General features: G+C 67.2%; 20 protein-coding genes and 1 pseudogene. 8 read left to right on the top strand and 13 right to left on the bottom strand.

Annotated elements, in window-relative coordinates; genetic code table 11:
• Nucleotides 1–184 precede the first annotated feature (184 nt).
• The 4 genes from puuE (at nt 185) to SY91_RS12985 (ending at nt 3267) form a co-directional block, all read left to right on the top strand.
• A complete protein-coding gene (gene puuE / locus SY91_RS13000) occupies nt 185–1138 on the top strand; it encodes an allantoinase PuuE (RefSeq protein ID WP_006478542.1) in 954 nt (317 codons plus the stop codon).
• Entirely contained in the window at nt 1135–1656 is a 522-nt protein-coding gene (gene uraD, locus SY91_RS12995) for a 2-oxo-4-hydroxy-4-carboxy-5-ureidoimidazoline decarboxylase (RefSeq protein ID WP_185920947.1), read from the top strand. Before puuE ends, uraD begins: the two co-directional genes overlap by 4 nt.
• A gap of 88 nt (nt 1657–1744) precedes the next feature.
• A complete protein-coding gene (alc, locus tag SY91_RS12990) occupies nt 1745–2758 on the top strand; it encodes an allantoicase (protein ID WP_006478544.1) in 1014 nt (337 codons plus the stop codon).
• The gene (locus tag SY91_RS12985; protein ID WP_006490209.1) at nt 2755–3267 is read left to right on the top strand and encodes an ureidoglycolate lyase; all 513 of its coding nucleotides are present in this window, start codon (nt 2755–2757) and stop codon (nt 3265–3267) included. The genes alc and SY91_RS12985 overlap by 4 nt, the downstream gene beginning before the upstream one ends.
• 81 nt (nt 3268–3348) lie before the next feature.
• Here SY91_RS12985 and SY91_RS12980 read toward each other — a convergent pair.
• A pseudogene (locus tag SY91_RS12980) lies at nt 3349–3560 on the bottom strand (LysR family transcriptional regulator); the annotation flags it as partial.
• A 58-nt stretch (nt 3561–3618) separates the two neighbouring features.
• Here SY91_RS12980 and SY91_RS12975 point away from each other — a divergent pair.
• Nucleotides 3619–4029 carry an ACT domain-containing protein gene (locus tag SY91_RS12975; RefSeq protein WP_043887129.1) on the top strand — a complete coding sequence of 137 codons (411 nt, stop codon included), beginning with the start codon at nt 3619–3621 and terminating at the stop codon, nt 4027–4029.
• 103 nt (nt 4030–4132) lie between these two features.
• On the opposite strand, the gene SY91_RS12970 is transcribed toward SY91_RS12975, so the two are convergent.
• Both SY91_RS12970 and uraH read right to left on the bottom strand, forming a co-directional pair.
• Nucleotides 4133–5326, bottom strand: a complete 1194-nt coding sequence (locus SY91_RS12970; protein WP_023475579.1) for a urate hydroxylase PuuD — start codon at nt 5324–5326, stop codon at nt 4133–4135.
• 53 nt (nt 5327–5379) lie between these two features.
• Nucleotides 5380–5733, bottom strand: a complete 354-nt coding sequence (gene uraH / locus SY91_RS12965) for a hydroxyisourate hydrolase (protein WP_011549584.1) — start codon at nt 5731–5733, stop codon at nt 5380–5382.
• Nucleotides 5734–6239: 506 nt separating this feature from the next.
• On the opposite strand from uraH, the gene SY91_RS12960 reads away from it, so the two are divergent.
• A complete protein-coding gene (locus SY91_RS12960; protein ID WP_023475580.1) occupies nt 6240–7652 on the top strand; it encodes an 8-oxoguanine deaminase in 1413 nt (470 codons plus the stop codon).
• A gap of 130 nt (nt 7653–7782) precedes the next feature.
• On the opposite strand, the gene SY91_RS12955 is transcribed toward SY91_RS12960, so the two are convergent.
• Nucleotides 7783–8712 carry a LysR substrate-binding domain-containing protein gene (locus SY91_RS12955; protein WP_006478550.1) on the bottom strand — a complete coding sequence of 310 codons (930 nt, stop codon included), beginning with the start codon at nt 8710–8712 and terminating at the stop codon, nt 7783–7785.
• Nucleotides 8713–8931: 219 nt separating this feature from the next.
• Nucleotides 8932–9141, bottom strand: a complete 210-nt coding sequence (locus SY91_RS12950; protein ID WP_006478551.1) for a dodecin — start codon at nt 9139–9141, stop codon at nt 8932–8934.
• Between the two features lie 145 nt (nt 9142–9286).
• Here SY91_RS12950 and SY91_RS12945 point away from each other — a divergent pair, with 145 nt between their 5' ends.
• Nucleotides 9287–10180: an NAD(P)-dependent oxidoreductase gene (locus SY91_RS12945; RefSeq protein WP_023475581.1), complete on the top strand. Its 894-nt coding sequence runs from the start codon at nt 9287–9289 to the stop codon at nt 10178–10180.
• Between the two features lie 66 nt (nt 10181–10246).
• Here the strand turns inward: SY91_RS12945 and SY91_RS12940 are convergent, their stop codons facing one another.
• From SY91_RS12940 to SY91_RS12925, 4 genes are all read right to left on the bottom strand, one after another.
• On the bottom strand, nt 10247–10693 hold the full coding sequence (locus tag SY91_RS12940; protein WP_006488003.1) for a hypothetical protein: 447 nt from the start codon (nt 10691–10693) through the stop codon (nt 10247–10249).
• Between the two features lie 333 nt (nt 10694–11026).
• Nucleotides 11027–11458: a large conductance mechanosensitive channel protein MscL gene (mscL, locus tag SY91_RS12935; RefSeq protein WP_006478553.1), complete on the bottom strand. Its 432-nt coding sequence runs from the start codon at nt 11456–11458 to the stop codon at nt 11027–11029.
• Between the two features lie 240 nt (nt 11459–11698).
• A complete protein-coding gene (locus SY91_RS12930; RefSeq protein WP_023475582.1) occupies nt 11699–12877 on the bottom strand; it encodes a tetratricopeptide repeat protein in 1179 nt (392 codons plus the stop codon).
• Nucleotides 12878–12965: 88 nt separating this feature from the next.
• The gene (locus SY91_RS12925) at nt 12966–13646 is read right to left on the bottom strand and encodes a PspA/IM30 family protein (protein WP_006478555.1); all 681 of its coding nucleotides are present in this window, start codon (nt 13644–13646) and stop codon (nt 12966–12968) included.
• Between the two features lie 443 nt (nt 13647–14089).
• On the opposite strand from SY91_RS12925, the gene SY91_RS12920 reads away from it, so the two are divergent.
• Nucleotides 14090–16609, top strand: a complete 2520-nt coding sequence (locus SY91_RS12920) for a penicillin-binding protein 1A (protein ID WP_185920946.1) — start codon at nt 14090–14092, stop codon at nt 16607–16609.
• Nucleotides 16610–16692: 83 nt separating this feature from the next.
• On the opposite strand, the gene SY91_RS12915 is transcribed toward SY91_RS12920, so the two are convergent.
• The 4 genes from SY91_RS12915 to mfd form a co-directional block, all read right to left on the bottom strand.
• Nucleotides 16693–17127 (bottom strand): DUF3574 domain-containing protein, encoded by a 435-nt coding sequence (locus SY91_RS12915; protein ID WP_023475585.1) that lies wholly within the window; start codon nt 17125–17127, stop codon nt 16693–16695.
• Between the two features lie 145 nt (nt 17128–17272).
• Nucleotides 17273–18292, bottom strand: coding sequence for a pyridoxal-phosphate dependent enzyme (locus tag SY91_RS12910; RefSeq protein WP_023475586.1), 1020 nt, complete (start codon nt 18290–18292; stop codon nt 17273–17275).
• Between the two features lie 60 nt (nt 18293–18352).
• Nucleotides 18353–19573, bottom strand: coding sequence for an acetylornithine deacetylase (gene argE, locus SY91_RS12905; protein ID WP_006478558.1), 1221 nt, complete (start codon nt 19571–19573; stop codon nt 18353–18355).
• A gap of 104 nt (nt 19574–19677) precedes the next feature.
• A complete protein-coding gene (mfd, locus tag SY91_RS12900) occupies nt 19678–23148 on the bottom strand; it encodes a transcription-repair coupling factor (RefSeq protein WP_023475587.1) in 3471 nt (1156 codons plus the stop codon).
• Nucleotides 23149–23154: the final 6 nt, after the last annotated feature.

Raw genomic sequence — 23154 nt, 5'->3', positions numbered from 1 at the left:
ATGCACTATCTGCGCCGCTGTATGGGCGCGTATGAACGTTTTCGCTACACTGGGCCGTCATCGCATCGGCTGGTGCGGCCGCCTCCGGCACCGCGCGGTCGATGCGAACCCATTATTCGCGCCCGCTCGTTCAGCGCGCTTATTCAGCCCGCTTATTTAGCCTGCTTTCGCCGCACTTCGAACCATGCCACTCGATCCCAACTATCCCCGCGACCTGATCGGCTACGGCCGCCATCCCGTGCAGGCGAACTGGCCGGGGCGCGCCCGCGTCGCCGTGCAATTCGTGCTGAATTACGAGGAGGGCGGCGAGAACTGCGTGCTGCACGGCGATCCGGGCTCCGAACAGTTCCTGTCCGAAATCGTCGGCGCGGCCGCGTATCCGGACCGCCACATGAGCATGGAGTCGATCTACGAATACGGGTCGCGGGCCGGGGTGTGGCGCATCCTGCGCGAATTCGAGAAGCGCGGGCTGCCGCTGACGGTGTTCGGCGTCGGCATGGCGATCGAGCGGCATCCGGAGCTCGCGCGGGCGTTCGTCGAACTCGGCCACGAGATCGCGTGCCACGGCTGGCGCTGGATTCACTACCAGAGCATGACGCCGGAACTCGAAGCCGAGCACATGCGCCTCGGGATGGAAGCGATCGAGCGCGTGACGGGCGAGCGCCCGCTCGGCTGGTATACCGGCCGCGACAGCCCCAACACGCACCGCCTGGTCGCCGAATACGGCGGCTTCCTGTACGACTCCGACAACTACGGCGACGACCTGCCGTTCTGGATGGACGTCGAAGTGTCGGGCGGCCGCACGTCGCCGCAACTGATCGTGCCGTACACGCTCGACACGAACGACATGCGTTTCGCGACGCCGCAGGGCTTCAATACCGGCGATCACTTCTTCCAGTATCTGCGCGATGCGTTCGACGTGCTGTACGCGGAGGGCGACGAAGCGCCGAAGATGCTGTCGATCGGCATGCACTGCCGGCTGCTCGGCCGGCCGGGCCGGTTCCGCGGGCTGCAGCGGTTCCTCGATCACATCGAGAAGCACGATCGCGTATGGGTGACGCGCCGTGTCGATATCGCGCGTCACTGGCGTGAACATCATCCGTATCAGCCCAATCATCGAAACGAAGGGAAAGCATGAAGGCGATGCGCTACACGTTGGAACAACTGAACACGATGGCGCCGAGCGCATTTGTCGCGGCGCTGTCGGGGATCTTCGAACATTCGCCGTGGGTGGCCGAGGTCGCCGCGGGCCAACGGCCGTTCGCGAGCATCGACGCGCTGCACCAGACGATGTCGAATGCGGTGGAAACCGGCGGCGAAGCGCGCCAGCTCGCACTGATCAACGCTCACCCGGAACTGGCCGGCAAGGCCGCCGTGCGCGGCGAGCTGACCGCCGAGTCGACCCGCGAGCAAAGCGGCGCGGGCCTCGACCAGTGCACGCACGAAGAGTTCGACAAGCTGCTGACGCTGAACCGCACGTATCGCGAGAAATTCGGCTTCCCGTTCATCCTCGCGGTGCGCGGCTATGACCGCCACGGCATCATCGCGAACTTCGAGTCGCGCGTGAATCATTCGCGCGCCGAGGAGCTGCGCGCGAGCCTCGACCAGATCTACCGGATCGCGCGCTTTCGCCTCGACGACCTGATCGACGCCTGACACCGCCGCCCGACACCGCCGCCTGACACCACAATACGGCCCGCTGCGTCGCGGCGGCCCGATCGTCTCACTGAAACAAGGAAACATCATGGCTGTTCCGCTTCTCGATCCGAACGCACCCGATTTCACGCGGCGCTACGTGAATCTTGCCGACCCGCGTCTCGGTGCGCAGGCGCTCGAGGCCAGCGACGATTTCTTCGCACCGAAGGACCGGATGCTGAACCCCGAGCCGGCCGTCTTCATCCCCGGCAAGTACGACGACCACGGCAAGTGGATGGACGGGTGGGAAACGCGCCGCAAGCGCACGACCGGCTACGACTGGTGCATCGTCAAGCTCGCGCGCCCGGGCGTGATCAAGGGCTTCGACATCGACACGAGCCACTTCACCGGCAACTTCCCGCCGGCCGCGTCGATCGAGGCCGCGTTCGTGGCTGACGGCGCGCCGACGCAGGCGACCGAGTGGGTCGAGATCGTGCCGTCGACGACGCTGCAGGGCAACAGCCATCACTACGTCGAAGCGAACGATGCACGCTCGTTCACGCATCTGCGCGTGAACATCTACCCGGACGGCGGCATCGCGCGCCTGCGTGTGTACGGCCAGCCGCAGCTCGACTGGGCCGGCGCGAGCGCGACCGAGCAGTTCGACCTCGCGGCGATGGAAAACGGCGGTTACGTGGTGGCCGCAAACAACCAGCACTTCGGCGTCGCATCGAACCTGCTGCTGCCGGGCCGCGGCGTGAACATGGGCGATGGCTGGGAAACGCGCCGCCGCCGCGAACCGGGCAACGACTGGGCGATCATCGCGCTCGCGCAGCCGGGCGTGATCCGCAAGATCGAAGTCGATACCGCGTTCTTCAAGGGCAATTACCCGGATCGGTGCTCGATCCAGGCCGCCTATGTGTCGGGCGGCACCGACAGCTCGCTGATCACGCAATCGATGTTCTGGCCGGTGCTGCTCGGCGAACAGAAGCTGCAGATGGACAAGCAGCACTACTTCGAACACGACATCGCGTCGCTCGGCCCCGTCACGCACGTGCGACTGAACATCATTCCGGACGGCGGCGTGTCGCGCCTGCGCCTGTGGGGGACGCTCGACAAATGAAGACGCTTGCCATCGAACCGCTGACCAAGGAAGCCTTCGCGCCGTTCGGCGACGTGATCGAAACGGAAGGGGCGAAGCAGATCCCGATCAACCTCGGCACGACGATCCGCTTTCACGATCTCGCGAAGGTCGACGTGACCGATGAAGGCGGCCGCACGCTCGTCAACCTGTTCCGCGGCCAGCCGCGCACGCTGCCGTTCGAAGTGAAGATGCTGGAACGGCACCCGCTCGGCAGCCAGGCGTTCGTGCCGCTCAACGACCAGCCGTATCTCGTCGTCGTCGCGCCCGCGGGCGATCTCGATCCGGCGAAGATTCGTGCATTTGTCACGAGCGGCTGGCAGGGCGTCAATTACGCGAAGGGCGTGTGGCATCACCCTCTGATCGCGTTGGGCGGCGTCAGCGATTTCATCGTCGTCGATCGCGGCGGCGACGGCCTGAACCTGAACGAGCAGGATCTGCAGGAGTCGCTGTGGCTCACCGAGGATGCACTGGATGCGGTGACGGCCTGAGTCGGGATGATCTGGTCGTCCGCCTGTCGAAACCCGCGCAACCTGCGCGGGTTTTTTTATGTGCGCTCGTTTTCTCGCCGTTCAGGTCGCCGCGCCCTTGCGCGTATCGCGCCAACTCTGGCCGCCGCGCTGCCGATTCACAACCGGCGCATGCTGCGCCATCAGCCCGGCGCCCCGGTCGACGAGCACACGCAGCGTCGCGCTGACATGCCGGTTCGGCGGGAACGTGACATACATCGGCATCGGTTCGAGTTGCACGGCTCGAACAGCGGCACCGGTTCGCCGCTGTCGCGCGTGCTATCGTGCCCGCATCGCCACCACACGACGTCCGGTTCCGGGCGCGATCCTCCGATGAGCCAGCCTGAAAACGACCTCCCGGTCCTGCTGCGCACGATGCGGCCCGAACTGCATCCGGGCGCGTTCGCGTTCATCTCGCTGCCGCACGACGCCGACGTATCGGTATCCGAAGTGATCGCGACGTTCCGCGAAGCGGAAGGGCTGACGGTCGTGGTCGACGAGGAGACGGCCGCGCGTCGCGGCTGGCCGGTGCTGTTTCGCGCCGCCTGGATCACGCTGACCGTGCATTCCGACCTCGCGGCCGTCGGCCTCACGGCCGCATTCGCGCGGGCGCTCGGCGCGGCCGGTATCAGTTGCAACGTGATGGCCGCCGCGTACCACGATCACATTTTCGTGCCGTTCGACGACGGCCCGCGCGCACGCGATGCACTCGTCGCACTGCAGCGCGACGCGATGCGCAGGTAGCGCGCGAAGGGCATGCCGCGCAGGAAAAAAAACGGGCCCGTGACCGGGCCCGCGAACGGAGAGGATGACGCCGGCGAATGACTTCCGGCGCGCGGCGGGCGGCCTACTTGACCGCGCCGCCCTCGAACCAGGCGGCGAGCTTGGTCCGCTCGTCGTCGGTCATGTGCGTGACGTTGCCGATCGGCATCGCCTTCAGGCGCACGGCCTGGTCGTAGATGCGCTGCGCGTTCTTCGACACTTCGTCCGGCGTGTCGAACATCACACCCGCGGGCGCGCTGCCCATCAGCGTCGGCTTCGCCGAGTGGCACTCGACGCAGCGCTGCTGCATGATCGGCATGATGTCGTTGATCGCGATCTTCGGTGCGTTGGCCGCTTGCGCTTCCGGGGCGACCGGCTTCGGCATCGTCCACACCAGCGCGCCCGACAGCAGCGCGACGCCGCCGATCGGCAGGTACCACAGCTGCTTGCCGCGGTGACGCATCACGAAGAACTGGCGAATCAGCGCGCCGGCCAGCATGATCAGCACGAGCACAACCCAGTTGAACTTGTTCGTGTACGTCATCGCATAGTGGTTCGACAGCATCGCGAACACGACCGGCAGCGTGAAGTACGTGTTGTGCACCGAGCGCTGCTTGCCGCGCTTGCCGTAGATCGGGTTCGGTTCTTCGCCCTTGAGCATCTTGTCGACCATCTTGCGCTGGCCCGGGATGATCACGAAGAACACGTTCGCCGACATGATCGTCGCGAGCATCGCGCCGACGATCAGGTAGGCGGCACGGCCCGAGAAGATGTGGCACGCGAGGTATGCCGCAACGACGACGTAGAGGCCGACGCAGATGCCGAGCACGCGATCGTTGGTGCCGAGGATGCGGCACAGCGAGTCGTAGACGATCCAGCCGGCCGCGAGGAAGCCGAGCGCGGACGCGACGGCGACGACCGGGCCCATGTCGAGCACGTTCTTGTCGATCAGGTACGTGTTCGGGGCGAGCAGGTACAGCACGAAGAACAGCGTGAAGCCCGACAGCCACGTCGTGTACGACGGCCACTTCGACCAGTGCAGGTCATCGGGCATTTCCGGCGGGGCGACCGTGTACTTCTGCATGTTGTAGAAACCGCCGCCGTGGACGTGCCACAGCTCGCCGAACACACCGCGCTTGCGCTGGTTCGGGTCGGTCGGCGGTTTCAGGCTGTTGTCGAGCGCGACGAAATAGAACGACTCGCCGATCCACGCAATGGCGACGATGACGTGCAGCCATCGCAGCGCGAGGTTCAGCCAGTCGGTGATGAAGCCTTCCATGAAACTCCTCCAGACTCAGATCGTTTGTCTTGATGCAGGCGCTGCTTCGATTGTCAGCTGCCGCGATAGGTGCTGTACGACCACGGCGACACGAGCAGCGGCACGTGGTAGTGCGAGCCGGTGTCGGCGATGCCGAAGCGGAGCACGACGCGATCGACGAAGCGGGGTTCGGGCACCTTCACGCCGAGCGCCGCGAAGTAGTCGCCGGCATGGAATACGAGTTCGTATTCGCCGGCGGCGAGCGCCGCGCCTTCGAGCAGGGGTTCGTCGCAGCGGCCGTCGCTATTGGTCAGCACGGTCTTGATCGCGCGGCGCGATTCGCCGTCCAGCGCGTAGAGGTCCACCTTGATGGCGGCGCCGGGGCGACCGTGTGCCGTATCGAGTACGTGGGTAGTGAGCTTTCCCATTCGTTGTTCCTTGTGTGAATGCGAGGTTCGGCGGCGACTCGATCCATGACTGTGCGGCGGATCGAGGCTCCACGTCACGTGGCTACATACCCGTCGGCGAGAGTGAAGCGAGCGCCGTGCAGGCATTGTAAAAAGGTTCCCCACGCAAATACGGGCGCGATATCGAAGATAATGCGCCGCGCATGAGCGGCTGTCGACGGCCGGCCGGAAGGGCTTCACGCGCCGGTTGCGAGCGCCCGGTGGGGCGGCGGGCGGCGTACCATACCGAATCCCTGAAGGGCGGTATTCCGGATCGCGTATTGTGCGCGGCACGCGCTTGGGCGATCCTGCCGCCGTGCGCGTCGGCCGGTGGCCGGCGCGTACCCCGAAGACGGCGAGCACGCCGGGTAACCGGGCCAGGGCGTTCGAACGGACGCAGGCACCGGGGCGTGCCGCGATTCAGCGTTCGAACGGCAGTGTGACCGCTTCCAGGGCAGCCCCTGGAGGCAGACCGACGCGGAGAACGCATGAATCTCGAGCAGCACGCTGGCGCACGCGCGCCGAACCCTTCCTCATCCCGCCCGAAAACCCTGCTGGTCAAGCACGCCGACGTGCTCGTGACCATGGACGACACGCGCCGCGAGCTGCGCGACGCGGGGCTCTACATCGAAGACAACCGGATCGTCGCGGTCGGCCCGAGCGCCGAGCTGCCCGACACGGCCGACGAAGTGCTCGACCTGCGCGGCCACCTCGTGATCCCGGGGCTCGTGAACACGCATCACCACATGTACCAGAGCCTCACGCGCGCGGTGCCGGCCGCGCAGAACGCCGAGCTGTTCGGCTGGCTCACGAACCTGTACCGGATCTGGGCGCACCTGAGCCCCGAGATGATCGAGGTGTCGACGCTTACCGCGATGGCCGAGCTGCTGCAATCGGGCTGCACGACGTCGAGCGATCATCTGTACATCTACCCGAACGGCAGCCGGCTCGACGACAGCATCGGCGCCGCGCAGCGGATCGGCATGCGCTTTCACGCGAGTCGCGGCGCGATGAGCGTCGGCCAGCGCGACGGCGGGCTGCCGCCCGACTCGGTCGTCGAGCGCGAACCCGACATCCTGCGCGACGCGCAGCGCCTGATCGAGACCTATCACGACAAAGGCCGTTACGCGATGCTGCGCGTGGTGGTCGCGCCGTGCTCGCCGTTCTCGGTGAGCCGCGAGCTGATGCGCGACGCGGCCGTGCTCGCGCGCGAATACGGCGTGTCGCTGCACACCCACCTCGCGGAGAACGTCAACGACATCGCGTACAGCCGCGAGAAGTTCGGGATGACGCCCGCCGAATATGCGGAAGATCTCGGCTGGGTCGGCCACGACGTGTGGCACGCGCACTGCGTGCAGCTCGACGATGCGGGCATCGGCCTGTTTGCACGCACCGGCACGGGCGTCGCGCATTGCCCGTGCTCGAACATGCGCTTGGCGTCCGGTATCGCGCCGGTGAAGAAGATGCGGCTCGCGGGCGTGCCGGTCGGCTTGGGCGTCGACGGTTCGGCGTCGAACGACGGCGCGCAGATGGTGGCCGAGGTACGCCAGGCGCTGCTGCTGCAACGGGTCGGCTTCGGGCCCGACGCGATGACCGCGCGCGAAGCGCTCGAGATCGCGACGCTCGGCGGTGCGAAGGTGCTGAACCGCGACGACATCGGCGCGCTGAAGCCCGGCATGGCCGCGGATTTCGCCGCGTTCGACCTGCGTCAGCCGCTGTTCGCGGGCGCGCTGCACGATCCGGTCGCGGCGCTCGTGTTCTGCGCGCCGTCGCAGACGGCGTACACGGTGGTGAACGGGAAGGTGGTGGTGCGGGCAGGGCGGCTCGCGACGCTCGATCTGCCGCCGGTGATCGAGCGTCACAACGCGCTGGCGCAGGCGCTCGTGGAAGCGTCGCGCTGACGCGTCGGCGGGGAGGTCGCGCAGCACGTTGCGCAGCGGGGCGCGGCCATTGTGGCCACCACCCGTCGTGCAACGAGTCGTGGTCACGCGTAACTGAGCGAACGGCGCACGCGTGGTGCGCCGCATGCGACTACGCCTCGATCAGCGTGCGGGTGGCTTCGGCGACGAGGCTGCGCAGCCAGCGCACTTCGTCGGAGTAATGGCAGCGTTCGTGCCACAGCTGGTAGTACTGCATCGGCGGGAAGTCGAGCGGCGCCGGCACGACGGACAGCGGCAGGAATTTCGCATAGTGATCGGCGAACAGCCGCGTGGTCGTGAAGATCAGGTCCGACTTCACGAGCACGTACGGTGCGAGGTTGAAGTACGGCAGCGTGACGACCACGTGACGCTTGAGCCGTTCGCGCGCGAGATGCACGTCGATCGCGCCGCGCTGGCCGACCGAGTACGGCGTCGGCGCGAGATGCGGCGCGTTCAGGTACTGGTCGAGCGTGAGCCCGCCGCGTTTCGCGAACGGGTGCGTGTTGCTCATCAGGCAGACGATTTCATCGACGAACAGGTTCGACAGGTGCAGTTGCTCCGGCGGCTCGGGCCAGTTGCCGACGACGATGTCGAGCTTGCCGTCTTCCAGCGCGAGCTCGTAGTCGAACGCGGGGCCGAGCGAATGGAACTCGAGCGTTGCGTTCGGCGCGGCCAGGCGGAAGCGTTCGACGACGGTCGGCACGAACAGCACGTTCAGGTAGTCGGGGCAGCCGATCCGGTAGCAGCGGATCGACGTGGCCGGGTCGAAGTTGTGCTGCTGGAACTTGATGCGCTCGATTTCACGCAGCGCGTTCTGCACGGGCTCGAGCAGGCGCAGCCCGTATTCGGTCGGCACCATGCCGGATTTGCCGCGCACCAGCAGCGGATCGCCGGTGATGTCGCGCAGGCGCCGCAGCGCGGCGCTGATCGCCGGTTGCGACTGGTTCAGTTTGACGGCCGCGCGCGTCACGCTGCGCTCCATCAACAAGGTGTGCAAGACGCGCAAGAGGTACGTGTCGATCGCCTCGCGTTGCTGACTCATGTTATCTCCGGTTTATATGGCTGGGCTGATCGAGGGGTGGGGTGGGTATATCGTTTTTAATATGAACGAAAATCAGCGTCAAGAGATGGATACCCGCAGGCACGCGCCGGCCTGGCTGCGACAAGGGGCCTGAACGGGGGGATGCGGGGCGCGCGGCGCCGCGCGGACACGCAGGGCGCGCATCCGGATCGCGGCGCGGCGGGTGAAGCGGCGGGCGCGTCAGTCGTCGATGCGCATGCCGACCTTCAGCGTGACCTGCCAGTGCACGACCTGATCGCCTTCGATGTGGCCGCGCGTTTCGGTCACCTGGAACCAGTGCAGGTTGTGCAGCGTCTTGCCGGCTTTCGAGATCGCGTTGCGAATCGCGTCGTCGCTCGATTGCCGCGACGAACCGGTCAGTTCGATCAACTTGTACACGTGGTCGCTCATGATGCCTCCCTGGGATATCGGTCTGTATTGCCGGTGCAAGCCGCGGTCCCACTACGATTCCGCTACGGCGCCGTGCGTGCCCGGCTTCTTGAGTGATAGGTATGATGGGCGGCAAGTGCAACCCATATCGGAGACGAGGAACATCGTGGAAGTCGGATTTTGCGGACCGGGATTGATGGGCGCGCCGATGATTCGGCATTTGCTGGCGGCCGGGCATCGCGTCAGCGTATGGAATCGCTCACGCGACAAGGCCGAGGCGCTGGTGAAGGACGGCGCGCAGGTGGTCGGCACGCCGCGCGAGCTGGCCGAGCGCGTCGATACGGTGTTCGTGTGCGTGCTCGACGGTCGTGCGGTCGGCGACGTCGTGTTCGGTGAGCACGGGCTGCTTTCCGGGGGCGTGAGCACACTCCGCGTGCAGCGCATCGTCGATCATTCGAGCATTCCGCCCGCCGCCACGCGCGACTACGCGGCGCGTGCGGCTGCGCTTGGAGTCGGCTGGGTCGACGCGCCGGTGTCCGGCGGCGTGCCGGGCGCGCAGGCCGGCACGCTCGCGGTGATGGCCGGCGGCCGCGCGGCCGATCTCGACGCGGTGCGCCCGCTGATCGACACGTATGCGTCGCGCATCACGCACATGGGCGACGCGGGCGCGGGCCAGACGGCGAAGCTGTGCAACCAGGCGATCGTCACCGCGACGGTCACCGCGATTGCCGAGGCGGTCGGTCTCGCGCAGGCGAGCGGCATCGACGCCGCGCGCCTGGCCGAGGCGCTGGCCGGCGGCTGGGCCGATTCGGTGCTGCTGCAGACGTTCGTGCCGCGCATGACGTCGGGCGGCCATCCACCGATCGGCGCGCTGAGTACATTTCAGAAGGATGTCGATGCCATTGCCGACGCCGCGCGCGACACGGGCGCGGTGATGCCCGTGTCGGCCACCGTGCAGCAGGTGCTGAGGCTGGGCGCCGCGCAGGGACTCGCCGGCGCCGATTTCGCCGCGTTCATCGACATCGTGCGGCCGAACAACGGCCGTCAGCAGGTGTCGTGACGGGCAAGCGGGGCATGTGAATGGCAGATGGGCCGCGCGGAGGCGGCCCATCGAATGACTGGCGGATCAGCCGAGCGAGCGGGGTGTCGTGTCGCCCGCGTTCTGGCGGCCGAGGCCGCCGCGCAGGCTCGCCTTCGTGCCTGCACCAAACTCGGGCAGGATGCGCGCACGCGCACGGCTGGCGAAGACGAGGAAGCCGAAGCCGTTCGCTTCGTACCAGTATCCGCCGTTCTCGAGGCCGTCGAGCGGCTGCTCGAGCGCGTTGGCGATCGATTCGATGCAGCGCTTGCGCAGCTCGGCGATGGCCGGATACGGCGGCTGCGCGCCGCGCACGCTGCACAGGAGCACGTCGAGGCCGGGCAGCACGTGCGCATAGAGGACGGGTTCGTCCTGCGCGCGGGCGCGGGCAATCTTGGTGTCGAGCTGGGCAAACGGCTTCGAGTGGCGCAAGACCGCGAGGAACGATTCCTGGCCATCCTGCGGCGCACGCCGACGTTTTTTCGGGAAGGACATAAACACTCGCCTCAAAAACAATTGCAAGAAATGCGGCACTTTCATGCGACCCACTCCCGGCTATGTACGCCGCATGTCGATCCTTTATAGCACACGAAAATGCTGCATTCGTGCAGTACGACGATCAATGTCTCCCGTCGACCTGCTCGCCATGATCGACACAGCCAGCGTCTTGGCGCCCGTACTGTCGTTTAGTCTCCATCATAGACCTGCTTTTCCCGCGCGTGCATTCGCTCGTCACAAAAAAGTGAGATGGGCCGCATGCGGCGGCGCATCGCGCGCGCAATAAAAAGGCCCGCACGGGGCGGGCCTGGCGGGCGGCGCGTGAGGCGCTCAGCGCTGCTTGAGCGAATCGCGGATCTCGCGCAGCAGCACGACGTCTTCCGGCGTCGCGGCCGGCGCGGCTTCTTCCGGCTTGCGCAGCTTGTTGATGAATTTCACCATCAGGAAAATGATGAACGCAAGGATCACGAAATTGATCGCCACCGTGATGAACGAGCCGTAGCCGAATGCGGCGACGCCCGCGGCTTGCAGGTCCTTGAACGAATCGGGATTACCCTTGAACGACGGGGGGATGGTGCCGAGCAGAACGAACTTGTTCGAGAAATCCAGACCGCCGGTCAGCACACCGATGACCGGCATGATGAGGTCCTTCACGACCGAGTCGACGATCTTCGAGAACGCGCCGCCGATGATCACGCCGACGGCGAGATCCATCACGTTGCCCTTGACGGCGAACTCCTTGAATTCCTTGATGATGCTCATGAGCGGCTTTCTCCTGGTTGGGGCGAGGGAGGCGTGCCGCGACGCGCAGGATTGCTTTGCGTCGAATGAGGTCGGTGGCACGCCGATGGCCGCATGATAGCGAACGTGCCCCATTGCCGGTAGTCCATCTTGAAATGATTGACAAATCCGCGCGTCGGGCGCGGCCGGTCGTGCAGGCGGGCGTGGCGGGGGAGGCCGGGCGTCGACAGGCAGGTCGGCGCCCGGTGCGCGGGTACTCGCTCAGGTGTTGTCGTCGGTCCAGCCGTCGTCGTTGCTGCCGAGGTCCATCCCGCCGCCGCCGCTGCCGTCGCTCCAGTTCGAATCGTCGCCGCGGCCGAGGTCGAAGCCCGGGTCGGCTTCCTGCCTGCGGTGCTCGCCGTCGACGATCACGTCGCGTTCGACCACGCGTTCGCGGCCGCCCGACATCGCTTCGCCGAGCAGCACGCCGGTCAGGAGCCCGCCCATGCCGCCGCCGAAACCGCCGCCTTGCTGGATCACGACGGGCGGCTGCTGTTGCGGATAGGGCTGTTGCGGCGGGTAGGGCTGTTGCTGATACGGCTGGCCTTGCGCGCCGGTCATGCGATCGGCTTCCTGCGCGTACACGGAGCCGCTGCCGTTCACCGGCGCCGCGGGCTGCGCGGCCGGGTCGGGGCGGCCTTCGACGCGCGCTTTCACGCTGGCGTGACGCTGTTCGAGCTCGTCGACGCGATACGGCGGCACCGGATTCTTGCCGTTCGACAGCGTCTCGACGAGCGTGCGCGCGTCGCTCTCGATCGCTTCGAGTTCGCCGGTCAGCGCCGCGGCGCCGGGCGCCGTCGACAGCTTCGCATCGAGCTTGAGCGGCCGGATGTCGTTCAGCACGTCGGTCGCACGCTTGAGCTGCGTGCGGCGCTCGTCGTCGGCGCGGCCGTTGTCGGCCGTGCGCGCGCGCCGCAGTGTCCAGCGCAGCACCAGCGCGATCACGGCGACGATCAGCCCGAGGCCGATCCACATGCCGGTCGACGGGCCGTGTTTTTCGGCCGGCGCGACGGCGGGGGCGAGCCCCGGCTGCAGCGTGCCGGCCTGCGTGGCCGACGGCGGATTGCCGCTCACGCGCGCGGCGTCGGCGCGAATGCGCGACTCCGTTTGCGCGAAGCGCGACGCGTCGGTGAACTTCAGTTGCGGATCGAGCGATTTGGCGCGCTGCAGTTGCGCGAGCGCGTCGGACGCGCGGCCTTCGCGGTCCAGCACCTGCGCATACAGGTAGCGCGCGTGCGCGTTGTTCGGATGGGCGTCGATGACTTGCGACAGCTGCGTGTCGGCTTGCTGCCAGTTGCGCTGCGCGATCGATTGCTCGACCTGCTGCAGCGACGGGACCGCAAACGCGGCGGACGACAGCAACATCAGCGAGAGGCCGAGTGCGGCGAGAGATTTCTTCATGGTCGAACCGGGCGCACGCGCCCGTCTCCTGACGATCGGTTCGCGCCGCGCGCCCGGGCCGGGGCGCGGCGCGGTGGCCCGCGGCGGGTTACTGCGCGGGCGTATCGAGCTGTTTCTTCAGTGCGGCGAGGCGATCTTCCACCGACGGGCCCTTGTTCAGCGCGGCGAGCTTGTCGTCGAGCGCCTTGCCGCTCGACGTGTCGGCCGAATTGAGGCGTGCGTCCGAGCGCGCGTTCTGCAGCGCGACCTTGTCCTCGAGCTTCTGAAAATCCTCGGACAGGTTCTTGCCGCCGATGCCGCCCAGCGCGCTGGCTGCGACGTCCTTCGCCTGCGCGATTTCCTGCTTCGCCTGCAGGATGTTCGAGCGTGCGTTCAGATCGTTGCGGCGCTGGCGCATGTCGGCGATCTGCCCCTTCAGCTTCTCGACCGACGGCTCGAGCGTCGTCAGCTCGGCCGCGAGCGCGTCGCGCTCGGCTTCCGCGTTCGACTGGGCCGCGAGCGCTTCGCGGGCGAGCGCTTCGTCGCCGCCCTGCAGCGCGCGCTTCGCGCCGTCCTCGTACTTCCTGACCTTGTCGTCGGCCGCATCGCGCTTGCTGCGCTGGGTCGCGACCTGTGCCTCGATTTCGATCAGCGAATTCTCGGCACGGCCGATGCTGTCGTCGAGCTCCCGCACGATCTGCCGTGCGTCGCGCGACGGATCCTGTACCGAATCGGCCGCATCGTTCAGCAGGCCTTTGATCGTGCGCGAAATAGAGTCGAAAAGCGACATGAAATCCTCCGTGGTTGAAAGGCGCCGCGTGACCGCGGCAATGCCCGTCGCGAGCCGGTTCCGGCCCGCGTGAGCCGGCGGATATTACACCACCGGTTCACTTAAATACGGCTTAAACGCGCGAGTTCAAGCGGCTCGCGCATCAGGACGGCAAACCTTTCGCGACTGAAAGAAATTCGCCCGTGCGTGCCGTATCGCGTGTCCATCATAGGCCGAGGATGCCGACAATACGTTCCGCAAATCACGGCATTGGGGGAATTTTTACAAAAAATCGCGAAGGCGCCCGGTCGATTTCATTAAAATGCGCTGTCACGTCGCGGGAACGGATCGCCGCGCGGCGGGGTCTGTCGACGTGACAGCCGCATCTCGATGCACCCACTCAGATTCATCCGCTTGCATTTCCGCATGCGTCCGAGGGCGCCACGTACGCCCGCCATTCCGACATGCCAATTATCAAACGACCGCCTTCTTCTTCCGACAGGAACGAGCCCCACTACACGCTGCGCCGTTCGCCGTCCGGAGCCTATTACCCCGATGACGACGATCGCGACGACGGCCGCCGCGCGCAGCAGCGCAGCGGCGGCGGAGGGCGCCGGCGCACGTTCGGTTCGCGCGTCGCGCTGTGGTTCGTCGGCCTGTTCGCGACGCTCGCGGTCGTCGGCGCGCTGATCGTCGGCTACGCGCTGGTCGTGATGGCGCCGCAACTGCCGTCGCTCGATGCGCTGACCAACTATCAGCCGAAGGTGCCGCTGCGTGTGTTTACCGCCGATCACGTGCTGATCGGCGAGTTCGGCGAGGAGCGCCGCAGCCTCGTGCGCTTCCAGGACATTCCCGACGTGATGAAGAAGGCCGTGCTCGCGATCGAGGACTACCGCTTCTACGAACACGGCGGCGTCGATTTCCTCGGCATCCTGCGCGCGGGCGTGGCCGACCTGATGCACGGCGGCGCGCGCCAGGGCGCGAGCACGATCACGATGCAGGTGGCGCGCAACTTCTTCCTGTCGAGCGAGAAGACCTACACGCGCAAGATCTACGAAATGCTGCTCGCGTACAAGATCGAGAAGGCCCTGACGAAGGACCAGATCCTCGAGCTGTACATGAACCAGATCTATCTCGGCCAGCGTTCGTACGGCTTCGCGGCCGCGGCGCGCGTGTATTTCGGCAAGGACCTGAAGGACATCACGCTCGCGGAAGCGGCGATGCTCGCGGGGCTGCCGAAGGCGCCGTCCGCGTACAACCCGGTCGTGAATCCGAAGCGTGCGAAGGTGCGTCAGGAATACATCCTGAAGCGCATGCTCGACATCGGCTACATCACGCAGCCGCAGTACGACGAGGCGATCAAGGAAGAGATCCACGTGCGCACGCCGGGCAACCAGTACGCGGTGCACGGCGAGTACGTCGCCGAGATGGTGCGGCAGATGATGTACCAGCAGTACAAGGACGAAACCTACACGCGCGGGCTGACCGTCACGACGACGATCAACTCGGCCGACCAGGAAGCCGCGTATCAGGCCGTGCGTCGCGGCATTCTCGACTACGAGCGCCGTCACGGCTACCGCGGCCCCGAAGCGTCGATCAACCTGCCCGCGGCCGGCGACGAACGCGACGAGGCGATCGACGATGCGCTCGCCGATCACCCGGACAACGGCGACCTGCAATCGGCGGTCGTGCTGTCGGCATCGCCGAACGCGGTCGAGGTGCAGTTCGTCGGCGGCGCGACCACGACGATCGGCCCGGCCGGGCTGCGTTTCGTGTCGGCCGCGCTGGGCGCCCGTGCGAACAACGCGCTGCGTATCAAGCCGGGCTCGGTCGTGCGCGTGCTGAAGGACGGCAAGACCGGCTGGCAGGTGGTGCAGCTGCCGCAGGTCGAAGGCGCGCTCGTCGCGATCGCGCCGCAGGACGGTGCGATCCGCTCGCTCGTCGGCGGCTTCGACTTCAACAAGAGCAAGTTCAACCACGTGACGCAGGCGTGGCGGCAGCCGGGCTCGTCGTTCAAGCCGTTCATCTACTCGGCGTCGCTCGACAAGGGGCTCGGGCCGGCGACGATGATCAACGACGCGCCGCTGTACTTCCCGCCGAGCGTGCCGGGCGGCACCGCGTGGGAGCCGAAGGACGACGACCAGCCGGACGGCCCGATGACGATGCGCACCGGCCTGCAGCGTTCGAAGAACCTGGTGTCGATCCGGATCCTCGCGTCGATCGGCACGCAGTACGCGCAGCAGTACGTGACGCAGCGCTTCGGTTTCGATCCGGCGAAGACGCCGCCGTACCTGCCGATGGCGCTCGGCGCGGGCCTCGTGACGCCGCTGCAGCTCGCGACCGGCTACGCGGTGTTCGCGAACGGCGGCTACAAGGTCGATCCGTACCTGATCGCCGAAGTCGACGACGCACGCGGCCAGCCGCTGCAGAAGTCGCAGCCGGTGGTCGCGGGCGGTACGGCGCCGCGCACGATCGAAGGCCGCAACGCGTACGTGATGAACAGCCTGCTGCATTCGGTCGCGACGGCCGGCACGGGCGCGGGCACCAACGCGCTGGGCCGCAACGACCTGCAGGGCAAGACGGGTACGACGAACGATGCGAAGGACGGCTGGTTCGCCGGCTACCAGCAGTCGCTCGTCGCGGTCGCGTGGATGGGCTTCGACCAGCCGAAGAGCCTGGGCAGCCGTGAATTCGGCGCGCAGCTCGCGCTGCCGATCTGGGTGAACTACATGCGCACCGCGCTGAACGGCGTGCCCGAGCAGCAGATGCCGATGCCGGACGGCCTGACGACGATCGACGGCGAGCTGTACTACGCCGATCGCACGCCGGGCAACGGCTTCATCGCGAACGTCGACATCAACCCGGCGGAGAACGCGATCAGCGCGAACGACGCCCTCGGTTCGGCCGGCGCGGCCGGGCTGGCGCCGCCGCCCGTCACGCCGCAGGAGAAGCAGCAGATCATGGACATGTTCGAGAGCAAGTAAGCGATACGCTGTGCTTCAGCCATGCGACGGGCGCCTTCGGGCGCCCGTTCTTTTGTGCGCGACCGGCAGCGAAAGACGTCGAATCAGAACGACGCGCAGGCCGGCATCACGGTCATGCCGACCGATTGCTGGTGAAATCGCTGGACGTACGCTTGGCGGATCGCGGCGAGCCGTGTGCGCGTGTCCGGCGTATCGTCGGCGATGATACGGATCACGAAGCTGTCTTCGCGCGTGACGCCACCGGTCGAGCGGTCGCGCCACTGGCCGTGCGTGTCCCAGTAGGTGAGGCCGTCGGGAAAGCGCGGCGTGACCGTGTCGGCGAGGAATGCCGCGCGCTCGGCATCGGTGACGGGGCCGCGCCCGGCGATGTCGCGCCCGAACAGCAGGTCGGCCTGCAGCATGCGGCTTTCGCCAGGTTGCGTGCAGGATGCCGGTTGCGCGCCCGAGATGGACGAGGGCGCTGCCGCGCAACCGGCGAGCAGCGCGAGCGCCGCCGCGCATGCGGCCAGCCGCCGCATCTGCCCATTTCGTGACGATCGACCTTCGCGCGTGCAAAACGCTGCGCGCTCAACCACTTGCGTGCGGGTCCAGCGGGTTATCAACAGGGCTGTCAACATAATCTGGGGATAACCCTAGGATGGTCTGCGCACGCGCGGTGCGGAGTCAGTGCTGCAGTTGCGCGTGCGCGAGATGCATGCCGAGCGTGGCGGGATCGGTATTCGTGCCCGACAGCAGCACGCCGACGCGCTTGCCCTGCAGCGTTTCGCGCAGCGGGCCGAGCAGCGCGGCGAGCGCGGCCGCACAGGCCGGCTCGACCGACAGTTTCAGGTGCGAGAACAGGAACAGCATCGCGGCGCGCAGCGCGTCGTCGGAGACGGTGACGATGCGGTCGAGGTGGCGCCGGCACAGCTGGTAGCTATATTCCTCGGTATGCGGCGCCATCAGCGAATCGGCGATCGTCTGCATCGCGCTCATCTTGATCGTGTGATTGGCCGCGAAGCTGCGGCTCATCGCGTCGGCGCCTTCCGGCTCGACGCCGTACACGTGCACGCGCGGATTCGCGAGCCGCAGCGCGGTCGCCATGCCGGCCGCGAGCCCGCCGCCGCCGATCGGCGCGATCACCGCGTCGAGGTCCGGCGTCTGCGTCGCCCATTCGTAGCCGAGCGTCGCGGTGCCGAGGATCGTGTGATAGCCGTTGAACGGATGAATGAAGAAGCGGCCTTCCTCGGCCTCGATGCGCCGCACGAGATCGAACGCCTGCGACGCGCTGCCTGCCAGCACGACTTCCGCGCGGTACTGCTTGCACTGCGCGATGCGCGTCGGGCTCGCGGTATGGAACATCACGACCTTCGCGCTGCTGCCGAGCCGCATCGCCGCATACGCGACGGCTGCCGCATGATTGCCGGCCGATACGCAGGTGACGCCCGCGTTCTTGCGGTCTTCGTCGAGCGCGAGCAGGTGCGTGAACGCGCCGCGCGCCTTGAAGCTGCCGCTCGCCTGCAACAGCTCGAACTTGAAGTTGACGTGCGTGCCTTCGAGGGAGGGCAGATCGGCGCGCTCGAACACGGGCGTGCGCGCGACCCAGGGTGACAACGCGAAATGCTGCGCGGCGATTTCGTCGAGCGTCGGAATCGGCTCGCCGTCGATCGTCGTATGGGCAGTGCCCTGTTGTTCAGTCGACATGACGTGGCGGGTGGCGGAGTGGGCCGACCCGCACACGCGGGCCGGCGTGGCGGGAGGCAGTCAGTGCGCGTCGACCGACATGCTGCGAATGAACTTGCGCAGGAACTGCTCGCAGCCGGCGAGCTGCGCGAGCTCGACATATTCGTTCGGCTTGTGCGCCTGCTCGATGTTGCCGGGCCCGCACACGACGCTCGGAATGCCCGCGCGGGCGAACAGGCCGGCTTCGGTGCCGTACGCGACCTTGCGCTTGTCCTGGTCGGCCGTCAGCGCGCGCACGAGCTGCGTGATCGCGGCTTGCTCGGTCGCGTCGAGGCCGGGCGCCGCGGCGATCTTCGAGAATTCGATCGCGGCGTTCGGATGTTCGCGCAGCATCTGCGGCAGCAGCGTTTCCTGCGCATACGCTTCGATGCGCGTGAAGATCTGCTCGGGATCGAGCGTCGGCAGGTTGCGGAATTCGAAGTCGAAGCGGCACTCGGCCGGCACCGTGTTGATCGCGTTGCCGCCCTGGATCGTGCTCGTCTGCGCGGTGGTGAACGGCACGTCGTACAGTTCGTCGAACGGGCCTTCGGCACGGAAACGGTCGGCGATGTCGCGGATGTGGCAGATCAGGCGGGCCGCATACTCGATCGCGTTGAGCCCCTTCGGCGTCAGCGACGAATGCGCGGCGTGGCCGCGCACGCAGCAGCGGTACGCGTTGATGCCCTTGTGCGCGATGATCGGCCGCATGCTGGTCGGCTCGCCGACGATGCAGCCGGACGGCTGCACGCCGCGCTTCACGAGATCGGCGATCATCAGCGGCGCGCCCGCGCAGCCGATTTCCTCGTCGTAGGACAGCGCGAAATGGATCGGCTTCGCGAGCTTCGTCGCCTGCATCTCGGGCAGCAGCGCGAGCGCCGCGCCGATGAAGCCCTTCATGTCGCAGGTGCCGCGGCCGTACAGGCGGCCGTCGCGGATTTCCGGCGCGAACGGGTTGCTGTCCCATTGCTGGCCGTCGACCGGCACGACGTCGGTGTGGCCCGACAGCACGATGCCGCCGTTCGTCGAACCGTCGTGCGCGGGCACGGTGGCAAACAGGTTCGCCCAGCCTTCACGCGGATCGTGCGTGATCGTCGACGCGATGCCCTTCGCGGCGAGCGCGTCGCGTACCGTTTCGATCAGGCCGAGGTTCGGCACGCGGCTCGTCGTGTCCATCGACACGAGTTGCTTGACCCAGGGCAGGCTGACGAGCGATGCATCGCCTTCGGTTGCGGCGGACGGCGCCGTCGCGTCGAGAGTGGACATGGCAAAACTCCGTCTGATGAATGGGAAATCATACTCAAAAACGCGCCTGCCCGCCTTCGTCGGGCGCGATGCGGTGCAGCAACGTCGCGCCCGTCGGGATTGCGTCAGCGCGCCGCGACGGCCGCCCCCTGTTTCGGGCCGAGCGCGCGCAGCGTTTCCTTGATCGTCGATACGCGGATCGCGAGGTCGGGCGAGCGTGTCTCGATGCGCAGCTTGTCCTGGCCCGCGAGCTTGATGTGGCGATGCTTCTGCACCATCTCGATGATCCGCATCGGATCGATCGGCGGATTCGGCTCGAACTGCAGCCCGATCGCGACCTCGCTCGCGTCGATCTTCACGATGCCGAGCGGCTTCGCGGCGATCCGCAGCCGGTGCGTCTCGACGAGCGCGTGCGCCTGCGGCGGCAGCTTGCCGAAACGGTCGATCAGCTCTTCCTGGATGCCGTCGATCGCGTCGCCGTGCTCGCAGTTCGCGAGCCGCTTGTACAGCGACAGCCGCTCCTGCACGTCCGCGCAGTAATCGGCCGGCAGGATCGCGGGCGCATGCAGGTTGATTTCGGTCGTCGCGGCGAGCGGGGCAGTGAGGTCGGGCTCCTTGCCGTTCTTCAGCGCCTTCACCGCGTCGTTCAGCATGTCCGTATAGAGCTGGAAGCCGATCTCGTGGATTTCGCCCGACTGCTTGTCGCCGAGCACTTCGCCGGTGCCGCGGATCTCCAGGTCGTGCATCGCGAGATAGAAGCCCGAGCCGAGTTCCTCCATCTGCTGGATCGCTTCCAGCCGGCGCTGCGCCTGCTTGGTCAGCGACTGCGGATCGTGCACCAGCAGGTACGCGTAGGCCTGGTGGTGCGAGCGGCCGACGCGGCCGCGCAACTGGTGAAGCTGCGCGAGGCCGAATTTGTCCGCGCGGTGCATGATGATCGTGTTCGCGCTCGGCACGTCGATGCCGGTCTCGATGATGGTCGTGCACAGCAGCACGTTCGCGCGCTGCGCGACGAAATCGCGCATCACGCGTTCGAGTTCGCGCTCGTGCATCTGGCCGTGCGCGATCACGATGCGCGCCTCGGGCACGAGCGCCTCGAGCATTGCCTTGCGGTTCTCGATCGTCTCGACTTCGTTGTGCAGGAAGTACACCTGGCCGCCGCGCTTGAGCTCGCGCAGCATCGCCTCGCGGATCACGCTTTCTTCCTCGCGGCGCACGAAGGTCTTGATCGCGAGCCGCTTCTGCGGCGCGGTCGCGATCACCGAGAAATCGCGTAGCCCCTCGAGCGCCATCCCGAGCGTACGCGGGATCGGCGTCGCGGTGAGCGTCAGCACGTCGACTTCCGCGCGCAGCGCCTTCAGCGCTTCCTTCTGGCGCACGCCGAAGCGGTGTTCCTCGTCGATGATCACGAGGCCGAGACGCTTGAACTGCACGTCAGACGACAGCAGCTTGTGCGTGCCGATCACGATGTCGACGCTGCCTTCGTTGATCTGCGCGATCGCCGCATTCACTTCCTTCGCGGTCTTGAAGCGTGACAGCTCGACGATGCGCACCGGCCAGTCCGCGAAGCGGTCCGCGAAGGTCTGCGTGTGCTGCTCGGCGAGCAGCGTGGTCGGCGACAGCAGCGCGACCTGCTTGCCGCCCAGCACCGCGATGAACGCCGCACGCAGCGCGACCTCGGTCTTGCCGAAGCCGACGTCGCCGCACACGAGGCGGTCCATCGGCTTGCCGCTCGTCATGTCGCCGATCACGGCCGCGATCGCCGCGGCCTGGTCGGGCGTTTCCTCGAAGCCGAAGCTTTCGGCGAATTTCACGTAGTCGCGCGGGTCGAGCGAGAACGCGTGGCCTTCACGGGCCGCGCGGCGCGCGTACAGGTTCAGCAGCTCGGCGGCCGTATCGCGGATCTGCTGCGCGGCCTTGCGCTTCGCGCGCTCCCACTGGCCGGAGCCGAGCGCGTGCAGCGGCGCGCTGTCGGGATCGGCGCCGCTGTAGCGCGAGATCACGTGCAGTTGCGCGACGGGCACGTAGAGCTTGCTGTCTCCCGAGTATTCGAGATGCAGGAATTCGGTCTCGCCTTCGCCGAGATCCATCGACACGAGGCCCATGTAGCGGCCGATGCCGTGCTGCGCGTGGACGACCGGGTCGCCGACCTTCAGCTCGGACAGGTCGCGCACCATCGCGTCGACGTTGCTCGCCTGTTCCTGCCGGCGGCGGCCCGCGCGGCGGCCGAGCGCGCCGTACAGCTCGGTTTCGGTGACGATCGCATAGCCTTCGCCCGGTACCGCGAAGCCGTTCGCGAGCGGCGCGACGCCGAGCGCGAAGCGCGCATCGCTCGCCAGCCAGCTCGCGAAATCGTCGTTCGACGACGGCCGCAGGTGATGTTCGGCGAGCAGTTGCAGGATCGTTTCCCGACGGCCGGCCGATTCGACCGTCAGCAGCACGCGCTTGCCCGACGATTCGACGAACGTGCGCAGCGACGCGAGCGGATCGTCCGCATGGCGGTCGACGGTGAGCTCGGGCAGGGCGGTCGCCCAGCCGCCGGCCGGCTGCGCGGGCAGCACGACGCGCGCGAACGGCTTCGCGAACGCGAAGAAATCCTCGTCGGACAGGAACAGTCGCTGCGGTTCGAGGATCGGCCGCTCGCGATCGTGCGCGAGGAACGCGTGACGCTGCTTCGTATCGGCCGTGAAGCGGCGGATCGACGCTTCGAGGTCGCCGGTGAACACGAGGTGCGCGTCCTGCGGCAGGTAGTGGAACAGCGTGGCCGTCTCGTCGAAGAACAGCGGCAGGTAATACTCGATGCCGGCCGACGGCACGCCGTTGCCGATGTCCTTGTAGATCGGCGCGCGGCTCGGGTCGCCTTCGAAGGTTTCGCGCCAGCGGCTGCGGAAGGCCGTGCGCGCGGCTTCGTCGAACGGGAACTCGCGGCCGGGCAACAGGCGCACGTCGCGCACCGGGTAGAGGCTGCGCTGCGTGTCGGGATCGAACGCGCGGATCGAATCGACCTGGTCGTCGAACAGGTCGATCCGGTACGGCAGCGGCGAGCCCATCGGGTACAGGTCGATCAGCGAGCCGCGCACGCAGTATTCGCCGGGGCGCACGACCTGGCTCACGTGCTCGTAGCCGGCCAGCGTGAGCTGCGCCTTCAGCTTCGCCTCGTCGAGCCGCTCGCCCTGCGCGAACGCGAACGTGTACGCGGCCATGAACGACGCGGGCGGCATCCGGTACAGCGCGGTGGTGGCGGGCACGAGCAGGATGTCGCAGCGGCCCTCGCCGAGGTCGTGCAACGTGGCCAGCCGCTCGGACACGAGGTCCTGGTGCGGCGAGAACGTGTCGTACGGCAGCGTTTCCCAGTCGGGCAGCAGGCGCACGCGCGCGTCGGGCGAGAAGTAGCGGATTTCCTGCGACAGCCGCTGCGCGTCGACCGCGTTCGCGCAGATCACCGCGAGGAGCGGCACGTCCTGGCGGTTGTCGGCGAGATACCGGGCGATGGCGAGCGCGTCGGCGGAGCCGTGCGCGCCGTCGAAGGCGAAACGCTGACCGGGCTTGACGCGGGCAACGGGTGAAGCGGACGGGGTGGAAGCGTTATCTGGCATAGGGAC

The organism is Burkholderia cenocepacia (genome assembly GCF_014211915.1).
Lineage (GTDB): Bacteria > Pseudomonadota > Gammaproteobacteria > Burkholderiales > Burkholderiaceae > Burkholderia > Burkholderia orbicola.
The sequence above is the reverse complement of the archived record's forward strand: the minus strand, read 5'-3'. Positions and strand labels throughout refer to the sequence as shown.

Bases quoted from the DNA above. Each gene is read 5' to 3' on its own strand.
- uraD (WP_185920947.1), top strand. From the start codon at position 1,135: ATGAAGGCGATGCGCTACACGTTGGAACAACTGAACACGATGGCGCCG.
- SY91_RS12950 (WP_006478551.1), bottom strand. From the start codon at position 9,141: ATGAGCGACCACGTGTACAAGTTGATCGAACTGACCGGTTCGTCGCGG.
- SY91_RS12985 (WP_006490209.1), top strand. From the start codon at position 2,755: ATGAAGACGCTTGCCATCGAACCGCTGACCAAGGAAGCCTTCGCGCCG.
- SY91_RS12925 (WP_006478555.1), bottom strand. From the start codon at position 13,646: ATGTCGCTTTTCGACTCTATTTCGCGCACGATCAAAGGCCTGCTGAAC.
- argE (WP_006478558.1), bottom strand. From the start codon at position 19,573: ATGTCCACTCTCGACGCGACGGCGCCGTCCGCCGCAACCGAAGGCGAT.
- mfd (WP_023475587.1), bottom strand. From the start codon at position 23,148: ATGCCAGATAACGCTTCCACCCCGTCCGCTTCACCCGTTGCCCGCGTC.
- SY91_RS12930 (WP_023475582.1), bottom strand. From the start codon at position 12,877: ATGAAGAAATCTCTCGCCGCACTCGGCCTCTCGCTGATGTTGCTGTCG.
- SY91_RS12975 (WP_043887129.1), top strand. From the start codon at position 3,619: ATGAGCCAGCCTGAAAACGACCTCCCGGTCCTGCTGCGCACGATGCGG.
- SY91_RS12960 (WP_023475580.1), top strand. From the start codon at position 6,240: ATGAATCTCGAGCAGCACGCTGGCGCACGCGCGCCGAACCCTTCCTCA.
- puuE (WP_006478542.1), top strand. From the start codon at position 185: ATGCCACTCGATCCCAACTATCCCCGCGACCTGATCGGCTACGGCCGC.
- SY91_RS12970 (WP_023475579.1), bottom strand. From the start codon at position 5,326: ATGGAAGGCTTCATCACCGACTGGCTGAACCTCGCGCTGCGATGGCTG.
- alc (WP_006478544.1), top strand. From the start codon at position 1,745: ATGGCTGTTCCGCTTCTCGATCCGAACGCACCCGATTTCACGCGGCGC.
- SY91_RS12940 (WP_006488003.1), bottom strand. From the start codon at position 10,693: ATGTCCTTCCCGAAAAAACGTCGGCGTGCGCCGCAGGATGGCCAGGAA.
- SY91_RS12910 (WP_023475586.1), bottom strand. From the start codon at position 18,292: ATGTCGACTGAACAACAGGGCACTGCCCATACGACGATCGACGGCGAG.
- uraH (WP_011549584.1), bottom strand. From the start codon at position 5,733: ATGGGAAAGCTCACTACCCACGTACTCGATACGGCACACGGTCGCCCC.
- mscL (WP_006478553.1), bottom strand. From the start codon at position 11,458: ATGAGCATCATCAAGGAATTCAAGGAGTTCGCCGTCAAGGGCAACGTG.
- SY91_RS12955 (WP_006478550.1), bottom strand. From the start codon at position 8,712: ATGAGTCAGCAACGCGAGGCGATCGACACGTACCTCTTGCGCGTCTTG.
- SY91_RS12915 (WP_023475585.1), bottom strand. From the start codon at position 17,127: ATGCGGCGGCTGGCCGCATGCGCGGCGGCGCTCGCGCTGCTCGCCGGT.
- SY91_RS12920 (WP_185920946.1), top strand. From the start codon at position 14,090: ATGCCAATTATCAAACGACCGCCTTCTTCTTCCGACAGGAACGAGCCC.